Source organism: Leptolyngbya sp. FACHB-541 (assembly GCF_014695875.1).
Taxonomy (GTDB): Bacteria; Cyanobacteriota; Cyanobacteriia; order Elainellales; family Elainellaceae; genus JAAUTN01.
Window position 1 is genome coordinate 96,567 of record NZ_JACJPC010000015.1, and the last position, 13,726, is coordinate 110,292.

Consider the following 13,726-nt stretch of genomic DNA (forward strand, 5'->3'; position numbering starts at 1 on the left):
CAAAGTGAAAGATGGATTTGAGTTTAGGGCGGTTACGCCTTCTGAAGTTTCCTACATTGGCAATGCAGCGGCGTTGGATGGTGGCTATGTGGCTCTCAGTGAAGCAGTGCAAACCCTGCGGCTGTACGAATCTGCTGATGATTTTAATCTTCGGTTGGCGCTTGTTCCTGACCACTATTCGGTTGGGAAAAAGCTAGACGCTCAGCGGATTTTCAAGATTCTCGAAGATCAGAGAATGTATTTCGAGAACCTTGAAAAGACGAATGGGAATGACATCTACCGGCAATGGAAAAACGACATTGCCGAATACATTGCGATAGCTCAAGGGAACCCGCTGCCAATTGAGTAATCGCTGGCGATCGCCAGTAATCAGAATCATCCAGGGTAGGAAAACCTACCCTGGCTACCGCATTGTTTTTAAACCGTTCACTAAGATGACTAAATTACTAGATTGGGAATCGACGCTAGGGGAAACGGTCAGGATTTACAGGAACCTGAATAACGGGAAAATGTCCATCCAGACTTACATTAAAGGGCGAGGCTGGATAGTTGCAGGGCACGTTACTGACTGCGTAGTGGCAAACGTTTCTTTCAAAGTTTGTGAGTCAAGGCGGCTTCGCGGAATTCAGGATAGGCAAAAAAATGTTCATGCTTGGGGGCAAGGAATACTGATCGCCCAATCCAAGCCAAAGCTAGATGCTCCAGTAGATTTAGCCTATGACCCTTACTTCAACAACTCCTTTGTGGAGCGGCATTCTCAGGCAGAAATTTCTAGCTGCTGTTTCTTGGTAGTTCGAGACAATTTGGTTTTTGTGAGCGCAGACGCTTTGCGATCGCCTGCTCCTGCCCCTGCTCCTCGAAAGCAAAAGGTTAGAGCAACCCAGATCAATCTGGAGCTACCCCTTTTCTATCAGTTTGCAGTTGCCTAATTTCAAAACCGTTCACTAGGTATTGCTATGTCTGAGGTTGTTCAGCATAGCCTGTTTGCTCCAGAGTTAGGGACTGGAAACGTGCCAGTTTTCTTGTCACTGGGAATGGGCTATGACTCCGTTGCGCTGCTACTCGCCTATCTGTTCCATCCAGAACTGAGAGACTTTGACCTAAAAGACCTGATCGTAGTTACGGCCATGACCGGGGACGAGTGGCCCGAGACAAAAACTTTCATGGAAACTGTGGTTCTGCCACTGCTACGACAGTTCCAGATCAGGTTCATTCAGGTAGCCCGTAAAAGTGGGAGCGATCGCGATGGGATTGTAATTCTGAACGACACCCGCAACCCGACCAGACTTTTCATGGAGGGAGCATACAAACTCTCAACCCATTTGCTCAGAAGCGGCATTGTGCCCATGAGGGCGAAAGGTATGCGGCGTTGCTCTCTGCGGTTTAAGGGCTGGGTGCTAGACAAGCTGGTAGAGATGATTTGCGGCACCTCTCCCCGCAGGCGACTGATTGGATTTAATGCAGATGAAACCAAGCGGGTCAAATCTGATAAGAGTTACGGCAAGCAGAACTTTCGCTACTTGCTGGGCTTTAATGCAGATGAGAAAGACCGTGCTGTTAAAGATAAAAGTTATGGAACTGCTCATCAACTGTTTGAGTTCCCGCTCATTCTGTGGGGCTGGGGACGCAAAAAGTGTGAGGAGTTTGTGGATGCAATAGCCCAAGGTTTAGCGCGTAAATCAGCGTGTGTGTACTGCTGTTTCGCGTGTTCCTCTGGAGGCAGAAAGCTGCTGCTCAGGAGCTATGCCCAACACACCCGTGAAGCTGGGCTGACCCTGCTTATTGAGCATATAGCAATGGCCGTCAACCCGACCCAAAAACTCTACGGCAAGCGCAGCGCCCGGAGTGTACTGGAAGAGGCAGGCAACGTAGAGGCATTGCGAGACTTGCACCGTCGCCTCGACGAGTGGCAGGAGTGGGCAGTGTACAAGGTGCGGCGAATCTTCCCCGCGCCCAAGACCCCAGGCGGCAAAAATCCCCAAGTAATGCGAAGCACTCAGATTTTATATAAGGGCACCCGTGAAGAGTCCAAAATCCAATTGGAAAAGGAGGCTCTTAAGCGAGGTTGCGTTTTAGAACTAAGTGATTATTCGTGGCGGTTCTGGACTGTTCCGCGTGGTGAGGTTCGGCCCTATTTAGAAGAAATGTATGTGATTTGCCCTGCTGTGGTTGAAGAGAAGCAGGTTAAACGGTTTGAGGAAACCTGGCAGAGAATACTAAATCCCAATGCAGAACTAGCTTTAGAAGTGCCCTCCAGAGTGCCCCAGAAGGGGCGTAGGAAGGTGAAGGCATGATTGGCGTGATTCAGCATCAACTCTCCCTATGGGAGACTACAGCCCCTCAGAAGCCCGTATCTGAAGCCCTCTTAAAAGACTTAGGAGTGCCCCCAATCATTCACCTCTTGATGAGCTTAGGGGCGGCTCTCAGCATCTCTATTAGCGGTGGGAAGGACTCGCAAGCCATGCTGTTTTGGCTGGTTCATGTTTATAAAGCTCTAGGCTGGAGTGGGCGTATAGAGGCTGTGCATTGCGATCTAGGAGTAATGGAATGGGATACTACCCTGGATTTCTGCCAGCAAATTTGCAGGCAAGCTGGAGTAGATTTGGTGATAGTTCAAGGCGACCTCCTTTTCCAATTGGAAAATCGCAAGAACAAGCTAGTTGCAGAGGGCAATACTAAACCTTTCTGGCCCAGCCTAAATGCCCGTTACTGCACACGCTACAAGATTAACCAGATAGACAAAGACCTACGGAAATTCCAATTGGTAATTGGGGCGGTCGGGATTCGGGCACAGGAGGGCGGCAAACGTGCCCAGAAACCCATCGTTGCAGTTCGAGACATCACAACCCAGTGCATTCTGAGCAAGGGTGAAAAGCTGCATCACCTGACCCCACAGGAAGCCTACCAGCGCTGGGAAGAATTGGGCAGACCTGGCAGACTCGCCCTAGATTGGCTACCGCTGCACGATTGGCGGGTAGAGCGGGTGTGGGAGTGGTGCGGTACAACTCTGGCTGAATATGAGCGTAGGGCGGCTCTGTGGCGTTCAGGAAGGCACACAGAAGCCCTGGAAGGTTGGACGGCTCACCCAGCCTATGCAATGGGCAATGAGCGGCTTTCCTGCGCCCTCTGCATAGCTGCCAGCATGAATGATTTGAAGAATGGGGCCAGACATAAACCAGACCTCCTGCGACACTTGCGAGGCTGGGAGAATGAAACTGGCTGGAGTTTTCAAAACGGGCGATCGCTCAAGGAGGTAGAGGCAGCTTTAGAATCACAAGAAAGAGAGGGACAGGTAAACCTGCCCCTCTCAAAAACCGTTCACTAAGGAGTAGCACAGCCAACAAGTTCCAATAGGAGATAAATCCAAGAGGAATTGAAGTATCGCTGCTCGATAGTGCGAACGCTGTTCAGGCGTTCACCAGAGATCCTAGCATTTAGGGGATTCATCCGGCATTTTGACTGGAGCCTTGAAAAAAGGTAAAATAGTATACCAGCTATTTTACCTTTTTTCAATTGGAATAGCTGCAAACCGTTCACTTTGCGTTCACTAAGGAGAAAATATGAGTTTTGATTCACAGGTTAATCCCCAGTCGGAAAAGACTCCGCCAAAGGGAGAACCGCTAGTAGGTTTCGGCGTGAGACGGGCTGAGCGATACAAGGATTTTCCCGTGCTGGTTTACGATGCTGATTCTGGTTCTGGAATAATTCATGAGGCTATTATTTTGCGACACGCAAAACCTTCCTATTCAGAACTGGGCGATTCCTGGCTGATTAAATTTGAAAAAAGTGGAAGGACTCAGTTTATTCCAGCAGAAATGATTTTTCCGCGTAATGAATCTGAGGAAGGTAAGTAATGCCTTACAACAAATTTACGTTGCGGCAGGTTGTTACAGACTTCGACCTAAAACTAGTTGAGGGCAAAACCTTTTTGCCTGAAATAGAGCCGGTCAAGCCTCAGCCATTGCTAGAACAAACACTGGAGCAGAACTTGCCCTGGGCAACTGCTGTTGGCACTGAGAAAGCCCGCTCTGAAGGAATCATCACCCCAGTGCTGCTGGAAGTTCGGCGCATTCTGGGGGGACGAATTAGCGTGTTCTCAGGGGAAGAATTCACGGTAGATCCAGAGCAAAACCTGAACGGCTACTGTGATTTTCTAATCAGTAAATCGCCAGAGCAGCTTTTTATTGAATCGCCAGTAATGGCGATCGTTGAAGCCAAAAGGGATGACATCAAATCTGGTTTGGGGCAATGCCTTGCCCAGATGGTTGCAGCTCAGTGGTTTAACCAGCGATCTGAGCATAAAGAAGTTGCTTCAACCGTTTACGGTGCTGTCACCACTGGAACGGTATGGCGATTCATGAAGCTGGAAGATCAGATAGCCTCGATTGATCTAGAGGACTATCCCCTACCCCCAGCAGAGAAAATTTTGGGGGCGTTGATCTGGATGATTAAAAACTAATCAGAGGTTTTCAGATGTCGCATGAGTTGCATGAACTGATGATTTTAAGCGACGTTGGCGGCTTCGTTCTACGCCTGTGCGTAGAGTTACCGCCTGGGGTTGCCTTGAAAGACTTTGCAGAACTGGGAGGACTAGACGCTGCAAATTACGTAATTTTCCTGGATATGGAAACAGAGACACTGGAATATCGCGTGGAAGAGAGCAATTACCAGGAAGCAAAGATCGGTATGGTTGCCTTTCTTTGTCAGCAGTGGGGAATCGATATCAACGACCCCGAAACCCGTAAATTATTTGAAGTTGAGGAAGAATGATGGCTGAATCTAATGTAGACCTGCCCAACCGCGTTTCTAGTCTGGAGCGGATTGCGGAAACGAGTTTGCTGGCGATAAGAGAACTAGGAATAAACCAGCGCGAGTTTGCGCTTAACCTTCGTGAACTAGCAGCACAGCAGCGCCAAACTCAAGAAGAATTGCGTGAACTAGCAGCACAGCAGCGCCAAACTCAAGAAGAATTGCGTGAACTAGCAGCACAGCAACACAAAATGCAGGAAGAATTGACAGCCAGTGTTCAGGACTTGCTCGGCATGATGGACGAGCAACGAACTGGCATGGAAGTATTTCGCTCTGACATGACGACGATGCAATCGGAAATCCGAGGATTGCAGCATGAAAACAGGCAGATTTTAGATGTTCTGCTAAATCGCCAAAACCCCGGCGAGGAGGCTAACTAGACCTTCAGTAGGGCGCGATCGCAAGATTTGCGCCCTGTACTTCATTAGTGATTCGCTATGGCTAAAAATGTTGAGATAACATGCGATCGCTGTCATCGCCCGATACCTACATTGGATACCCGCGTATCTGATTTCCTAAAACAAGAGTTTCCAGGGCAAGATATTTGCTCGAACTGTGCCGATGAAATTGACCTAGCGGCACAAGTTCAGCGCCATGCAACTTTGCAGAGGCGATCGCCCTCTGAAGTGTTGTCAGACTGGCTCAAGCTTTATGAGGAGCAATGATAATCCCCTACACTTACCAAGGATTCACAATCGAGGGATTCTATGAGCCGAACGAATCCCTAACCGAGATGTACTTTACAGCCTCCGCTACCCATCCCGATTTAGACCCTGTTTACAGCAAAACAGGGGAGACATGGGAGGACGCGAAGCAGGCGATCGAGACTGAGATTGACGAAATGATCGCTAGTTGGAATTAAATTGGAGTGAACAAAGATGGATGGCATTTTGGATTACGTTTTTTATGTTTATAGAGAAGATGTTCCACTGGACTATCTTCTTTTATCCCTGACCATTTTCATGACCATAACCGCTGCAAACCTTGCAACATTGTTCTTTTGGAGGCAGTTTCAAGGTGGAGCATTAATGGAATTGCTTGAGAAATATATTTGGAATCCCTATTTTGGGCTAGTTCTAGGTTTATCGCTGTCAATCTACTTTCTGGCTGTTCAACGATTCGGGCTTTTGCACGTTCCCGTTGCAATTGTGGTTTCAATCGCCTCAGAGTTGATTTTCCCTAAATTACTCAAGGTGCTGAAGGTTTGATCCTGCGGCGATCGCTCTCCCACCTAACCGCGCACCCCAAAACTAGCGAATGGGAACGCTATCAGCGAATGACCCCCCAGAGCCATGCTGAAGCAATTCCACATCAACACAGTAGCCGCCTCTGAACTGGTATCCCACACCAGACGGCTTGCAATCTACAGGCACTTTGGCTTGAGAGCAGAGAATGCTTTCATCTGGTCAAGGTGCTTTTTCGTGCGCGATGACCTGAGCAACATTACCTTGGGCGATCGCTCATTCCTCAACCACTTTTGCTTTCTGGAGAACGGAGAAGCGATCGAGATTGGCGATAACTCCTGCCTGGGCCCGAGTGTGAGAGTCCTGACCACGACCCATGACATCGGACCTCATAGCAGGCGCGTGGGTAACGACTGCGTTCGTAAACCCGTCAAGATTGGTAAGGGCTGCTGGATTGGTGCAGGGGCAACCATCTTGCCGGGGGTGACAATCGGCGATGGCTGCGTGATTGGGGCTGGAACGCTGGTTCACCGGGACTGTGAGCCAGATGGGGTTTACCTGGGGCTTCCGGCAAGGCGATCGCGATCGCTCGAAACCGTATTACCCTTCAGCGGGACAGCACTTCAGCAGCGTTCTGCGAGTTAAGATCCAGCGTTGCCTCATTCCCCCCAAAAATCACCTCCTCAGACCAATAGGCTACCTGCGAATCATTGGAATAGGCGGAATAGAGCGCATACATTCCTAGCGGCAGTTCAGCAAACTCATACGCCCCAGTTTCGTCAGTGCGAGTGTTTAAAGCGCATTCCCGTGGAGCTTTCTGGTTCACAGTATTTAACTCGCGCCACAGCTTCTGAAAGTTATATTCAGCATCCATTGCGGGATTTGTGGAAGTGGAGCGTTTAAAGTCGGCTGGGTTCTCGTTTAGGCAAAGCCAAACGGTTGTGTTTTCCAATGGTGCACCATTTAGGGATAACTGCCCTGACAGTGAACCTATTGGGGGTTCTTCCTCTACTGGTGCTGACTGAGTGCTACAGCCTGCGATCGCCAGCAGCAGGGCGATGCTAAGAAACTTCTGCATTCTCTGGTTCCCCTTGCTGTAACTGGGCGAGTTGGGCTTGCAGGGCAGCAATCTGAGCATCTTTGCCGTTGGGCTGGCTAGCAGCGGCGGGAGTTGGCGCAAAGCCCTTACCGCTAGTTTTGGAAGCATCATCTCCCAAAATTGCTGATACCAATTGTGGCTGAGCTGCAATTGATTCACCCTGGAGCTGTTCCTTCTTCAGATCAGCCATGATTGCGCTGAAGGGCGAGATAACTGCCATGATCTCATCGACATCCAGCCGGATTTTGCTGGACTCATGCAACCGCTCATTCTCGCGCCAGCGCTCAAAGCGAACCAGCTTCGGATCAATATCATCAAAAACCTCTGTTACCCGTTGGGCAAAGGCGGCTCTAACATCCAGGTTGTTATTGAGCTGGATGAGAACCCGCTCACCCCATTCTGAATACAGCTCCTTCGAGGCGGCTTCGATTGCCTTTTCACCCTTCACATGAGCTAAACGCCCTCTCTGTTTAGATGAAAACTCATCTAGAGCGGCGATTAAGCCTTCTCCAGTCTGCTTAATCTGCACAAAGTTGGGCAGCATCAGCGACAGGAAAAACATTGCATCTAAATCTGTAGCTTCAGCGCTGTAGGTCTTGCCACGCAGTTGAATCGTGATGGTTTTCTGCATAATTTTCTCCTTGCTAGGCTCAAGTCTTCCCGTTTGGCAAGGATTTTAACGTGATTTTCCAATTGGAATTTGGGGGTGCATCCCAAAACAGCGATTGGTGAACTATGAGCTTGTTCATTATCTTGATGGTTCTCAGCCTGCCTTCTGGATTTAGTGGGCATCCAATCGCTTCATCAAAGAAGGTAGGCTTTCCCTCTACTGCTGCTGTTCGGACTTATGAAGATTGACGACCGCTCTAACTTTGTTCAGATGTTTAGCAACGTTTGCTCACGTTGCTCTCACTTTAATGAATCCTCTGTATTCGGGAAAAAGCTAGTCTGCAAAGCCTTCCAGAACGGCATCCCAACTGATATCTGGCAGGGGCGCAACCCTCACACCAAACCCTACCCCAACGACAACGGGGTTCAGTTTGAACTGCACTCAGACGCAAAGAAATAATCATGGCTAACGCTGACGTTACACCCCAAGAACAGGCTCAATTGCGTAGTCTAGGGCGATCGCTCCAGGAAATTTTAGGTTCTGTGTTCTCCAAAGGACGCATTAATAAGGTTCATGGCTTCACGGCTGATAAACGAGGCAACATCATTGGGGTGTTCTCCAGCGGTCGGGACATCTACAACTTCACGATCACCAAGGATGACAAAGTTTCCTACAAGGAAGTGGGGGCAGAGAGCCGCAATGATAGCTACCACTACAAGCTAGGGCGATGGCTTGCATCACAGCGCTCTGACGGCATGATGATCAAAAAGAATTGCACCGTTGGGGAAGAGTGCGGCGATGCCTGCATACCCAAGGGGGCAGTCTGCCATCAGGGGATACCAACCGCTCAGCAAGCTAAAACCGCTGCAACCCGTGCTGTGCTTAAAACGGGTTCACAGATTGCAAGAGCAGCCACACTGATGGCGTTGGCAGCCGGTGCAACTGCGATCGCCGCCTATGCTGCCAGCAAAGTAGACCCGGAGCAAGTTCGCCGGGGCATTCAGCAAGCAGCCAGAAAGGTTGGGCTATCAGGTGAAAACCTCACAGCGGCTCAAGATTTTGCAGGCAAGTTAGTCGGCATCACGCCACCAGACCGACGAAATCCGCTGCAAAAAGTTGGCGATACCATTCAAGCGGCTGGGCGAGAATACGTTGAACTTTGGCAGAAAGCTCCTGTCGATACGGCAATAGCACACCTTTCAGTGGGTTTAGTGCTTTATAGCGTTGAGCAAATTAGTGAGAATTTAGGCTACATCCCTCAAGGCACATTGCACCAAACAATTAGTAAAGAGGCAGTTAGTGAGCGCTTTGCTCAACCTTCTCGACCTTCCCAACCTGCCACGCCCAGAGTAAATAGCCGTTCTAATTCTTGGGGTGCTTAATCATGGATGAGCGGCAGTTTGTATTAGGACTGGGTGCATTGATTGGTAAGCACGGGTTTGGGGGCGATCGCGTCCGGGTACGAAGCTGGGAGATGGATGGTGAAGCTGTTAAGGGCGAATTCCAGAAAGACGATAAGCTCTTTCAATTTAGGATCAGCAATCGTGGACTGAGCTATAAGCCAACTGGCACCCGCAGCGACTCCTACATGGTGGGTTTAAAGCTTCAGCGCCAGGGCGCTAGCCTGACCCAGCGGCGCAAATCAGCAAGCTATGCGGTGGGTTATGTCGGCAGGGCTGACGCTCAGAAGCAATGTGACAGCCCGACCAGCTATAGCTGTGGAGCAACCTGCATCAGTGATAAAGACCAGTGCCACATTAACGGAGCTGCTTCCATTGCAGACTCAAAGCGGGTATTGAGCGCTGCCAAAAGGTTAAGTATGTTTGGCTCTGAGCAGCCCAAACCGCGCAACGAAGCAGTGATCGCTAAGCGGTTGAAGATTATTGAAGATGTGATTCGTGGCTCAACGGACCATGAAACGCTGGTATCTCTTGACCACGACGGGAATTTGATGGCGCGAATTGAAGGAGATGAAACCTCTGTAGGCTTCACAGAAGAGGAAGCCAAACGGATGGAGGGAACGATCCTGACCCACAACCATCCAAGCTGGAGATATCCGCCTGATGACCCCAGAGTGGTTGGGCGATCCTTCTCGCTGCCTGACATTCAAACAGCCAGCGTTCTCAATCTGTCTGAGATTCGGGCTGTTTCAGCCGGTGCAGACTATTCACTGAAGCCAGGTGAGGGAGGTTGGGGCAACTACCCGCTGGTCGTGCAGCCAACTTATACCAAACAAGCTGTACTCACTCACATGGAGCTAAGCCACAAAATTCGCCAGGGTGAGATGAGTGCAGAGCAGGCAGAGCAAGACTTTCAGGGCTTAATCGTTCAGCGTGTCGCGAAAGACCTGGGATGGACTTACACCGAAAGTAAGCGCCCGCTTTCTAAGGAAGATCGGCTGAAAGCTAAAAAAACGTCTGACACCTACGGCATTCCGCTTTTTCCAGGCAGCGAGGCAACAGCTAGCGTATCGGTGCAGCAAACACTTGGCACAGTCCTACGTGGAGCCTTAATTGCAGGGGTTGTTGCTCAAGTGTATGCAGCCTACAAAGCTGCTGAAGACTATGAAAACTACGAACGCACCAATCGAGGTCAATAACTTTATGGATATTGGGTTAGATACGCATTCAAAGATATCTGGTTGTAAAACACCTTGTACCGCTCAGGCATGGTTCTGGAGCAATGAATCGGGATGGCGACAGCCTGCCCGACGATGGGCACTGGGACAATCGAGTGAGGTGGCAGCTCAGCGGGACGTGATGGCAAAGCCTGCTTGATTGAATCATAAACATCAGTTCTATAAACGATGCCTACAGGCAGTGCAGGTAACTGATCTTGCTTGGCATCAAAGTCGGCTTTTAGCTGTTTTAGCTTCTCCAGGCTAAGGCTCGAATCATCTGCACTAAAAGTCATTGCACGTCTCTCCAAAGTAGCTAACTCAAACGGTACAGGGCGATCGGGAAACCTAACCACAGGTTAACTACCCGTGAGTCCATGATTGCAACCGATCTCGACCGTTCCACTACATCATTCACCCCCAAAGAGCTAAAGCAACGGTTGACCCGGATGCTGAAGATTATCTTTGAGCGAGCATACGGGGATATCACAGCGGTTCTGGCGGTTGAAGCTGAAGCAGAAGACCACATTGAGGGGCTATTTCGCGACGGCAAGAAGCTAATCGAGTTTTTAATTAAGGGCGACAAAATCACATACAAAATCGCTACCCGTAGCGATCGCCTGGATAGCTGGGTAGCTGACCACATTCGGACCGAACACCCGAACTTGCCCCGTAAAACTGGCTCTGCTGAGTACCTGGTTGCCTACCTGGATGGTCGGACCCGAACTGACAGCGCCGCTCGCAAGCAGCCAGCCAAATGTGTAGACGGGCTATCCTGCGGCTTGTCATGCATTGACCCTAACGAAACCTGCAACCTGAAGCCATCGGCGATCGCCTCCCCAAAGGAACTACGAGCAGTGCGGCAAACTGCCAAAAACCTATCCCTTGCAATGGGATCGAAGGTTGGAGGCAGAAGCAAAAAGCCAGTGGTTGATCCAGAGTTTGAAGGTAAAACGATTCGAGAGCTACAGAGAATTGCATCAGAAAGGAATGTTTACCGCTCTCACCATATGTCTAGCGAGGAGTTGCAGCGGGTTCTAACCGAACTCAAACGCGACCCAGATCAACAGGAACGGCTGCGTAAGACGCTAGAAAAGCAGCGTTTAACCAAGAAGGCTTACAAAGGTGCAACAGGCGATTTTGGCAAAATCTGGGAGCAGCTTGAGAGGGTAACTAAAGCTGCTAATACCAGCCCCCAAGCTGCTGCCATCTTTGCTGCAACACTTCTGGCGGGTGTTGCCGTTGGGCAATACACAAAGATGCGCGACAACTACAAAACTGAGCTAGCTGAATCAGCTCAGATGGCGATGCAACGGGCTAAAGAAATACCCATTGAGAACACAGATAAACCCAACATTATGTTTGCTGTGGGCGGGTTCTCATCAATTGGTTCTAGCGGTCAGGCAATCAAAGACCAACTTGCACCCAAAGATAAAAGCCCTGGAGAGCAATGGTTTCAGTTGCAGAATTTCATCATCCCTTTCAATCACCGAGAATTTGACATCCCTGCGCCGGAAGCCAGTAAGCACAACGAAGACGGCTCATACAACCCTTTCTATTTAGGGCACGTTGCCGTCAATACGTTCGGCTCTTACATGCAGAACTTGTTTAAAGGAAGAAATGAAGCAGCAGTCGATCTAGCTTCCGAAATGTATGCCTATGGCGCTCGCTACAAGGACTCAGCGCTCAACGTTTTGGGGCATGGTGCTGGCGGAAATGTGGTGAGAGAAGCTGCCGAAATTTTGCAGCGGATGAAGCCAAATGACGATGGCATAAACGGTAGCGAAATTGTAAAACGCCTCAACATCGTCAACCTGGGTACACCGTTCTTTGGGTTCACTGACGATAAGTTTTGGAACAACGTTAATAACAAAACGATTACCTCATCTCAAGACCCGTTCTCATTTCTTCCTAAAAAGTTGCCGCAGTGGATCTCAACAGTTCCAGGGCATGAAATTGGCGATTATCTCAACAACAATGAGGTACGAGAGCGGTTGCTAGAAACCTACAACTACTTCGATTCCAGCCTAAGAGGGCTAGCGGGTAGGGCTGCTCAAGACAAGAAAACTAGAAGTGCCATTGGAGAAGTTTTATCGGCTGTTGCACCAGCCCCCTTCGCTGCAATCTACAACCAGCTTGGACGAATTAAAGATGCAGCTCAGAAAAATCCTGAAGCGGCTGCATTACTCGGTGTTGCCCTCACAGCCCAAACGAGCAAGGTTGCCTACAACTACATGAGCGATCGTTATCGCAATAACCTGGGCGAAGCAGCAAAAGATGCAGGGCGCGAGGCAGATGCGATACAAGGGACTGTTCCCAACGTTAAAAAGCCCAACGTCATGTTTGTGGTGGGAGGAACTGACGCGCCTAGTGCTGAAATTAGCCAGAAACTAATCAAAGCCAGCAATGCTGCTGGAAACGATCCGGGTTGGATTGACGGCAAAAATCAGATTGTTAACTTTGACCCAGAAGGGCGCGAAGACACTCCAAAGGATCTGCCGCTTGGAGATGTTGGAAAAACTGCGTACACCGTTGTCAAAGGGTTTGGGGGGATGGTATCAAGCACCCTCCAGGCTGGGAAAAACAATGACGCGATTCGCCTTGCCGCTCAGATGTACGCCTATGGCGACAAAGAGATGTCGAGCGGTGGCACTAGAGCCTACGCCCCAATTAATGTTGTGGGCTACGACACGGGTGGACTTGTTGCCCGTGAAGCAATTGATATCCTGCGACGCATGAAGCCTAACGGCTCACTCGTCGCTCAACGGGTGCAGCTTGCAACGTTGGGCACTCCTGGATTTGGACTTGCCAGCCAGGACATGAAAGAAATTAACCTGATGGGCGATAGTGATGCGGTTTCGGGATTGCCGTTTTTCCAAAGAGGAGAAGGGAAAACGGTGTCTGCTGCTGGTGTAAATGGACATTCGATTGATGACTATTTAGCAAGTACCGATGTCATGCAGAGCATGACCAAAGCATTCCAAGGTAATGCCCGAACTCGCAGGGTGACGAAGAAAGGCAGCACTCGTAAGCCCAGCAAGAACAAGTCTGCGGCTCCTGCTCAAGCTGCCAGTACATCACCAAAACAACCTAATATCAGCGTGCCGCCACGCAACCCCGGCGATTCCCACGATCCTAGAAACATTGCTAATTGGAATAGCCTCTCTAATAGCCGACAGGGTGAGTTGTTGCTCAAATACAAAGAACACCTGGATCGTAAAGCGGCTAGGCAAAAGAAGGCATCCCAGATGGCGCAAGCCTATCAGCAGTCGCAAGCTCCAGCTCCAGCCCCAACTCCTACTCCAGCTCCTACCCCTCCAGCTCAGCCCCCAGCGCCTCAAAAAACTCGCCCCAAGAAAAAGAACGCGAGTAGTCAGCAAAAGCCTCCGGGCAAGCCATAGGGGGCA

At 49.9% G+C, this 13,726-nt stretch carries 18 protein-coding genes; 15 read left to right on the forward strand and 3 right to left on the reverse strand.

The features are described 5' to 3' along the window. The first annotated feature begins 4 nt into the window (after nt 1-4). The 12 genes from H6G00_RS01915 (at nt 5) to H6G00_RS01970 (ending at nt 6,638) form a co-directional block, all read left to right on the forward strand. Nucleotides 5-349: a hypothetical protein gene (locus H6G00_RS01915; RefSeq protein ID WP_190795414.1), complete on the forward strand. Its 345-nt coding sequence runs from the start codon at nt 5-7 to the stop codon at nt 347-349. Nucleotides 350-434: 85 nt separating this feature from the next. After that, entirely contained in the window at nt 435-929 is a 495-nt protein-coding gene (locus H6G00_RS01920) for a hypothetical protein (protein ID WP_190795415.1), read from the forward strand. A gap of 27 nt (nt 930-956) precedes the next feature. Further along, complete coding sequence (locus H6G00_RS01925) at nt 957-2,294, forward strand: hypothetical protein (protein WP_190795416.1); 1,338 nt, start codon at nt 957-959, stop codon at nt 2,292-2,294. Further along, the gene (locus H6G00_RS01930; protein WP_190795417.1) at nt 2,291-3,325 is read left to right on the forward strand and encodes a phosphoadenosine phosphosulfate reductase family protein; all 1,035 of its coding nucleotides are present in this window, start codon (nt 2,291-2,293) and stop codon (nt 3,323-3,325) included. The genes H6G00_RS01925 and H6G00_RS01930 overlap by 4 nt, the downstream gene beginning before the upstream one ends. Nucleotides 3,326-3,560: 235 nt before the next feature. Next, nucleotides 3,561-3,854 (forward strand): hypothetical protein, encoded by a 294-nt coding sequence (locus H6G00_RS01935; RefSeq protein WP_190795418.1) that lies wholly within the window; start codon nt 3,561-3,563, stop codon nt 3,852-3,854. Next, nucleotides 3,854-4,459: a hypothetical protein gene (locus H6G00_RS01940; RefSeq protein WP_190795419.1), complete on the forward strand. Its 606-nt coding sequence runs from the start codon at nt 3,854-3,856 to the stop codon at nt 4,457-4,459. Before H6G00_RS01935 ends, H6G00_RS01940 begins: the two co-directional genes overlap by 1 nt. 14 nt (nt 4,460-4,473) lie before the next feature. Beyond that, the gene (locus H6G00_RS01945; RefSeq protein WP_190795420.1) at nt 4,474-4,770 is read left to right on the forward strand and encodes a hypothetical protein; all 297 of its coding nucleotides are present in this window, start codon (nt 4,474-4,476) and stop codon (nt 4,768-4,770) included. Beyond that, the gene (locus tag H6G00_RS01950; protein ID WP_190795421.1) at nt 4,770-5,189 is read left to right on the forward strand and encodes a hypothetical protein; all 420 of its coding nucleotides are present in this window, start codon (nt 4,770-4,772) and stop codon (nt 5,187-5,189) included. The genes H6G00_RS01945 and H6G00_RS01950 overlap by 1 nt, the downstream gene beginning before the upstream one ends. A gap of 57 nt (nt 5,190-5,246) precedes the next feature. Continuing rightward, nucleotides 5,247-5,474: a hypothetical protein gene (locus H6G00_RS01955; RefSeq protein WP_190795422.1), complete on the forward strand. Its 228-nt coding sequence runs from the start codon at nt 5,247-5,249 to the stop codon at nt 5,472-5,474. Next, nucleotides 5,471-5,671: a hypothetical protein gene (locus H6G00_RS01960; RefSeq protein WP_190795423.1), complete on the forward strand. Its 201-nt coding sequence runs from the start codon at nt 5,471-5,473 to the stop codon at nt 5,669-5,671. The genes H6G00_RS01955 and H6G00_RS01960 overlap by 4 nt, the downstream gene beginning before the upstream one ends. Nucleotides 5,672-5,687: 16 nt before the next feature. Beyond that, complete coding sequence (locus tag H6G00_RS01965) at nt 5,688-6,017, forward strand: hypothetical protein (RefSeq protein WP_190795424.1); 330 nt, start codon at nt 5,688-5,690, stop codon at nt 6,015-6,017. An 84-nt stretch (nt 6,018-6,101) separates the two neighbouring features. Beyond that, a complete protein-coding gene (locus H6G00_RS01970) occupies nt 6,102-6,638 on the forward strand; it encodes an acyltransferase (RefSeq protein ID WP_190795425.1) in 537 nt (178 codons plus the stop codon). Here the strand turns inward: H6G00_RS01970 and H6G00_RS01975 are convergent. After that, nucleotides 6,601-7,071, reverse strand: a complete 471-nt coding sequence (locus H6G00_RS01975; protein WP_190795426.1) for a hypothetical protein — start codon at nt 7,069-7,071, stop codon at nt 6,601-6,603. The two genes, H6G00_RS01970 and H6G00_RS01975, sit on opposite strands and share 38 nt — an antisense overlap. Continuing rightward, entirely contained in the window at nt 7,055-7,723 is a 669-nt protein-coding gene (locus H6G00_RS01980) for a hypothetical protein (protein ID WP_190795427.1), read from the reverse strand. The genes H6G00_RS01975 and H6G00_RS01980 overlap by 17 nt, the downstream gene beginning before the upstream one ends. 440 nt (nt 7,724-8,163) lie before the next feature. Between H6G00_RS01980 and H6G00_RS01985 the strand changes: the two genes are divergently transcribed. Both H6G00_RS01985 and H6G00_RS01990 read left to right on the forward strand, forming a co-directional pair. Then, nucleotides 8,164-9,084 (forward strand): hypothetical protein, encoded by a 921-nt coding sequence (locus tag H6G00_RS01985; RefSeq protein ID WP_190795428.1) that lies wholly within the window; start codon nt 8,164-8,166, stop codon nt 9,082-9,084. A gap of 2 nt (nt 9,085-9,086) precedes the next feature. Next, on the forward strand, nt 9,087-10,301 hold the full coding sequence (locus tag H6G00_RS01990; RefSeq protein WP_190795429.1) for a hypothetical protein: 1,215 nt from the start codon (nt 9,087-9,089) through the stop codon (nt 10,299-10,301). 2 nt (nt 10,302-10,303) lie between these two features. On the opposite strand, the gene H6G00_RS01995 is transcribed toward H6G00_RS01990, so the two are convergent. Further along, nucleotides 10,304-10,675, reverse strand: a complete 372-nt coding sequence (locus H6G00_RS01995) for a hypothetical protein (RefSeq protein WP_190795430.1) — start codon at nt 10,673-10,675, stop codon at nt 10,304-10,306. A gap of 21 nt (nt 10,676-10,696) precedes the next feature. Here H6G00_RS01995 and H6G00_RS02000 point away from each other — a divergent pair, with 21 nt between their 5' ends. Next, nucleotides 10,697-13,720 (forward strand): hypothetical protein, encoded by a 3,024-nt coding sequence (locus H6G00_RS02000; protein ID WP_190795431.1) that lies wholly within the window; start codon nt 10,697-10,699, stop codon nt 13,718-13,720. The last annotated feature ends 6 nt before the right edge of the window (nt 13,721-13,726 follow it).

Bases quoted from the DNA above. Each gene is read 5' to 3' on its own strand.
- H6G00_RS01920 (WP_190795415.1), top strand. From the start codon at position 435: ATGACTAAATTACTAGATTGGGAATCGACGCTAGGGGAAACGGTCAGG.
- H6G00_RS01925 (WP_190795416.1), top strand. From the start codon at position 957: ATGTCTGAGGTTGTTCAGCATAGCCTGTTTGCTCCAGAGTTAGGGACT.
- H6G00_RS01930 (WP_190795417.1), top strand. From the start codon at position 2,291: ATGATTGGCGTGATTCAGCATCAACTCTCCCTATGGGAGACTACAGCC.
- H6G00_RS01935 (WP_190795418.1), top strand. From the start codon at position 3,561: ATGAGTTTTGATTCACAGGTTAATCCCCAGTCGGAAAAGACTCCGCCA.
- H6G00_RS01940 (WP_190795419.1), top strand. From the start codon at position 3,854: ATGCCTTACAACAAATTTACGTTGCGGCAGGTTGTTACAGACTTCGAC.
- H6G00_RS01945 (WP_190795420.1), top strand. From the start codon at position 4,474: ATGTCGCATGAGTTGCATGAACTGATGATTTTAAGCGACGTTGGCGGC.
- H6G00_RS01950 (WP_190795421.1), top strand. From the start codon at position 4,770: ATGGCTGAATCTAATGTAGACCTGCCCAACCGCGTTTCTAGTCTGGAG.
- H6G00_RS01955 (WP_190795422.1), top strand. From the start codon at position 5,247: ATGGCTAAAAATGTTGAGATAACATGCGATCGCTGTCATCGCCCGATA.
- H6G00_RS01960 (WP_190795423.1), top strand. From the start codon at position 5,471: ATGATAATCCCCTACACTTACCAAGGATTCACAATCGAGGGATTCTAT.
- H6G00_RS01965 (WP_190795424.1), top strand. From the start codon at position 5,688: ATGGATGGCATTTTGGATTACGTTTTTTATGTTTATAGAGAAGATGTT.
- H6G00_RS01970 (WP_190795425.1), top strand. From the start codon at position 6,102: ATGCTGAAGCAATTCCACATCAACACAGTAGCCGCCTCTGAACTGGTA.
- H6G00_RS01975 (WP_190795426.1), bottom strand. From the start codon at position 7,071: ATGCAGAAGTTTCTTAGCATCGCCCTGCTGCTGGCGATCGCAGGCTGT.
- H6G00_RS01980 (WP_190795427.1), bottom strand. From the start codon at position 7,723: ATGCAGAAAACCATCACGATTCAACTGCGTGGCAAGACCTACAGCGCT.
- H6G00_RS01985 (WP_190795428.1), top strand. From the start codon at position 8,164: ATGGCTAACGCTGACGTTACACCCCAAGAACAGGCTCAATTGCGTAGT.
- H6G00_RS01990 (WP_190795429.1), top strand. From the start codon at position 9,087: ATGGATGAGCGGCAGTTTGTATTAGGACTGGGTGCATTGATTGGTAAG.
- H6G00_RS02000 (WP_190795431.1), top strand. From the start codon at position 10,697: ATGATTGCAACCGATCTCGACCGTTCCACTACATCATTCACCCCCAAA.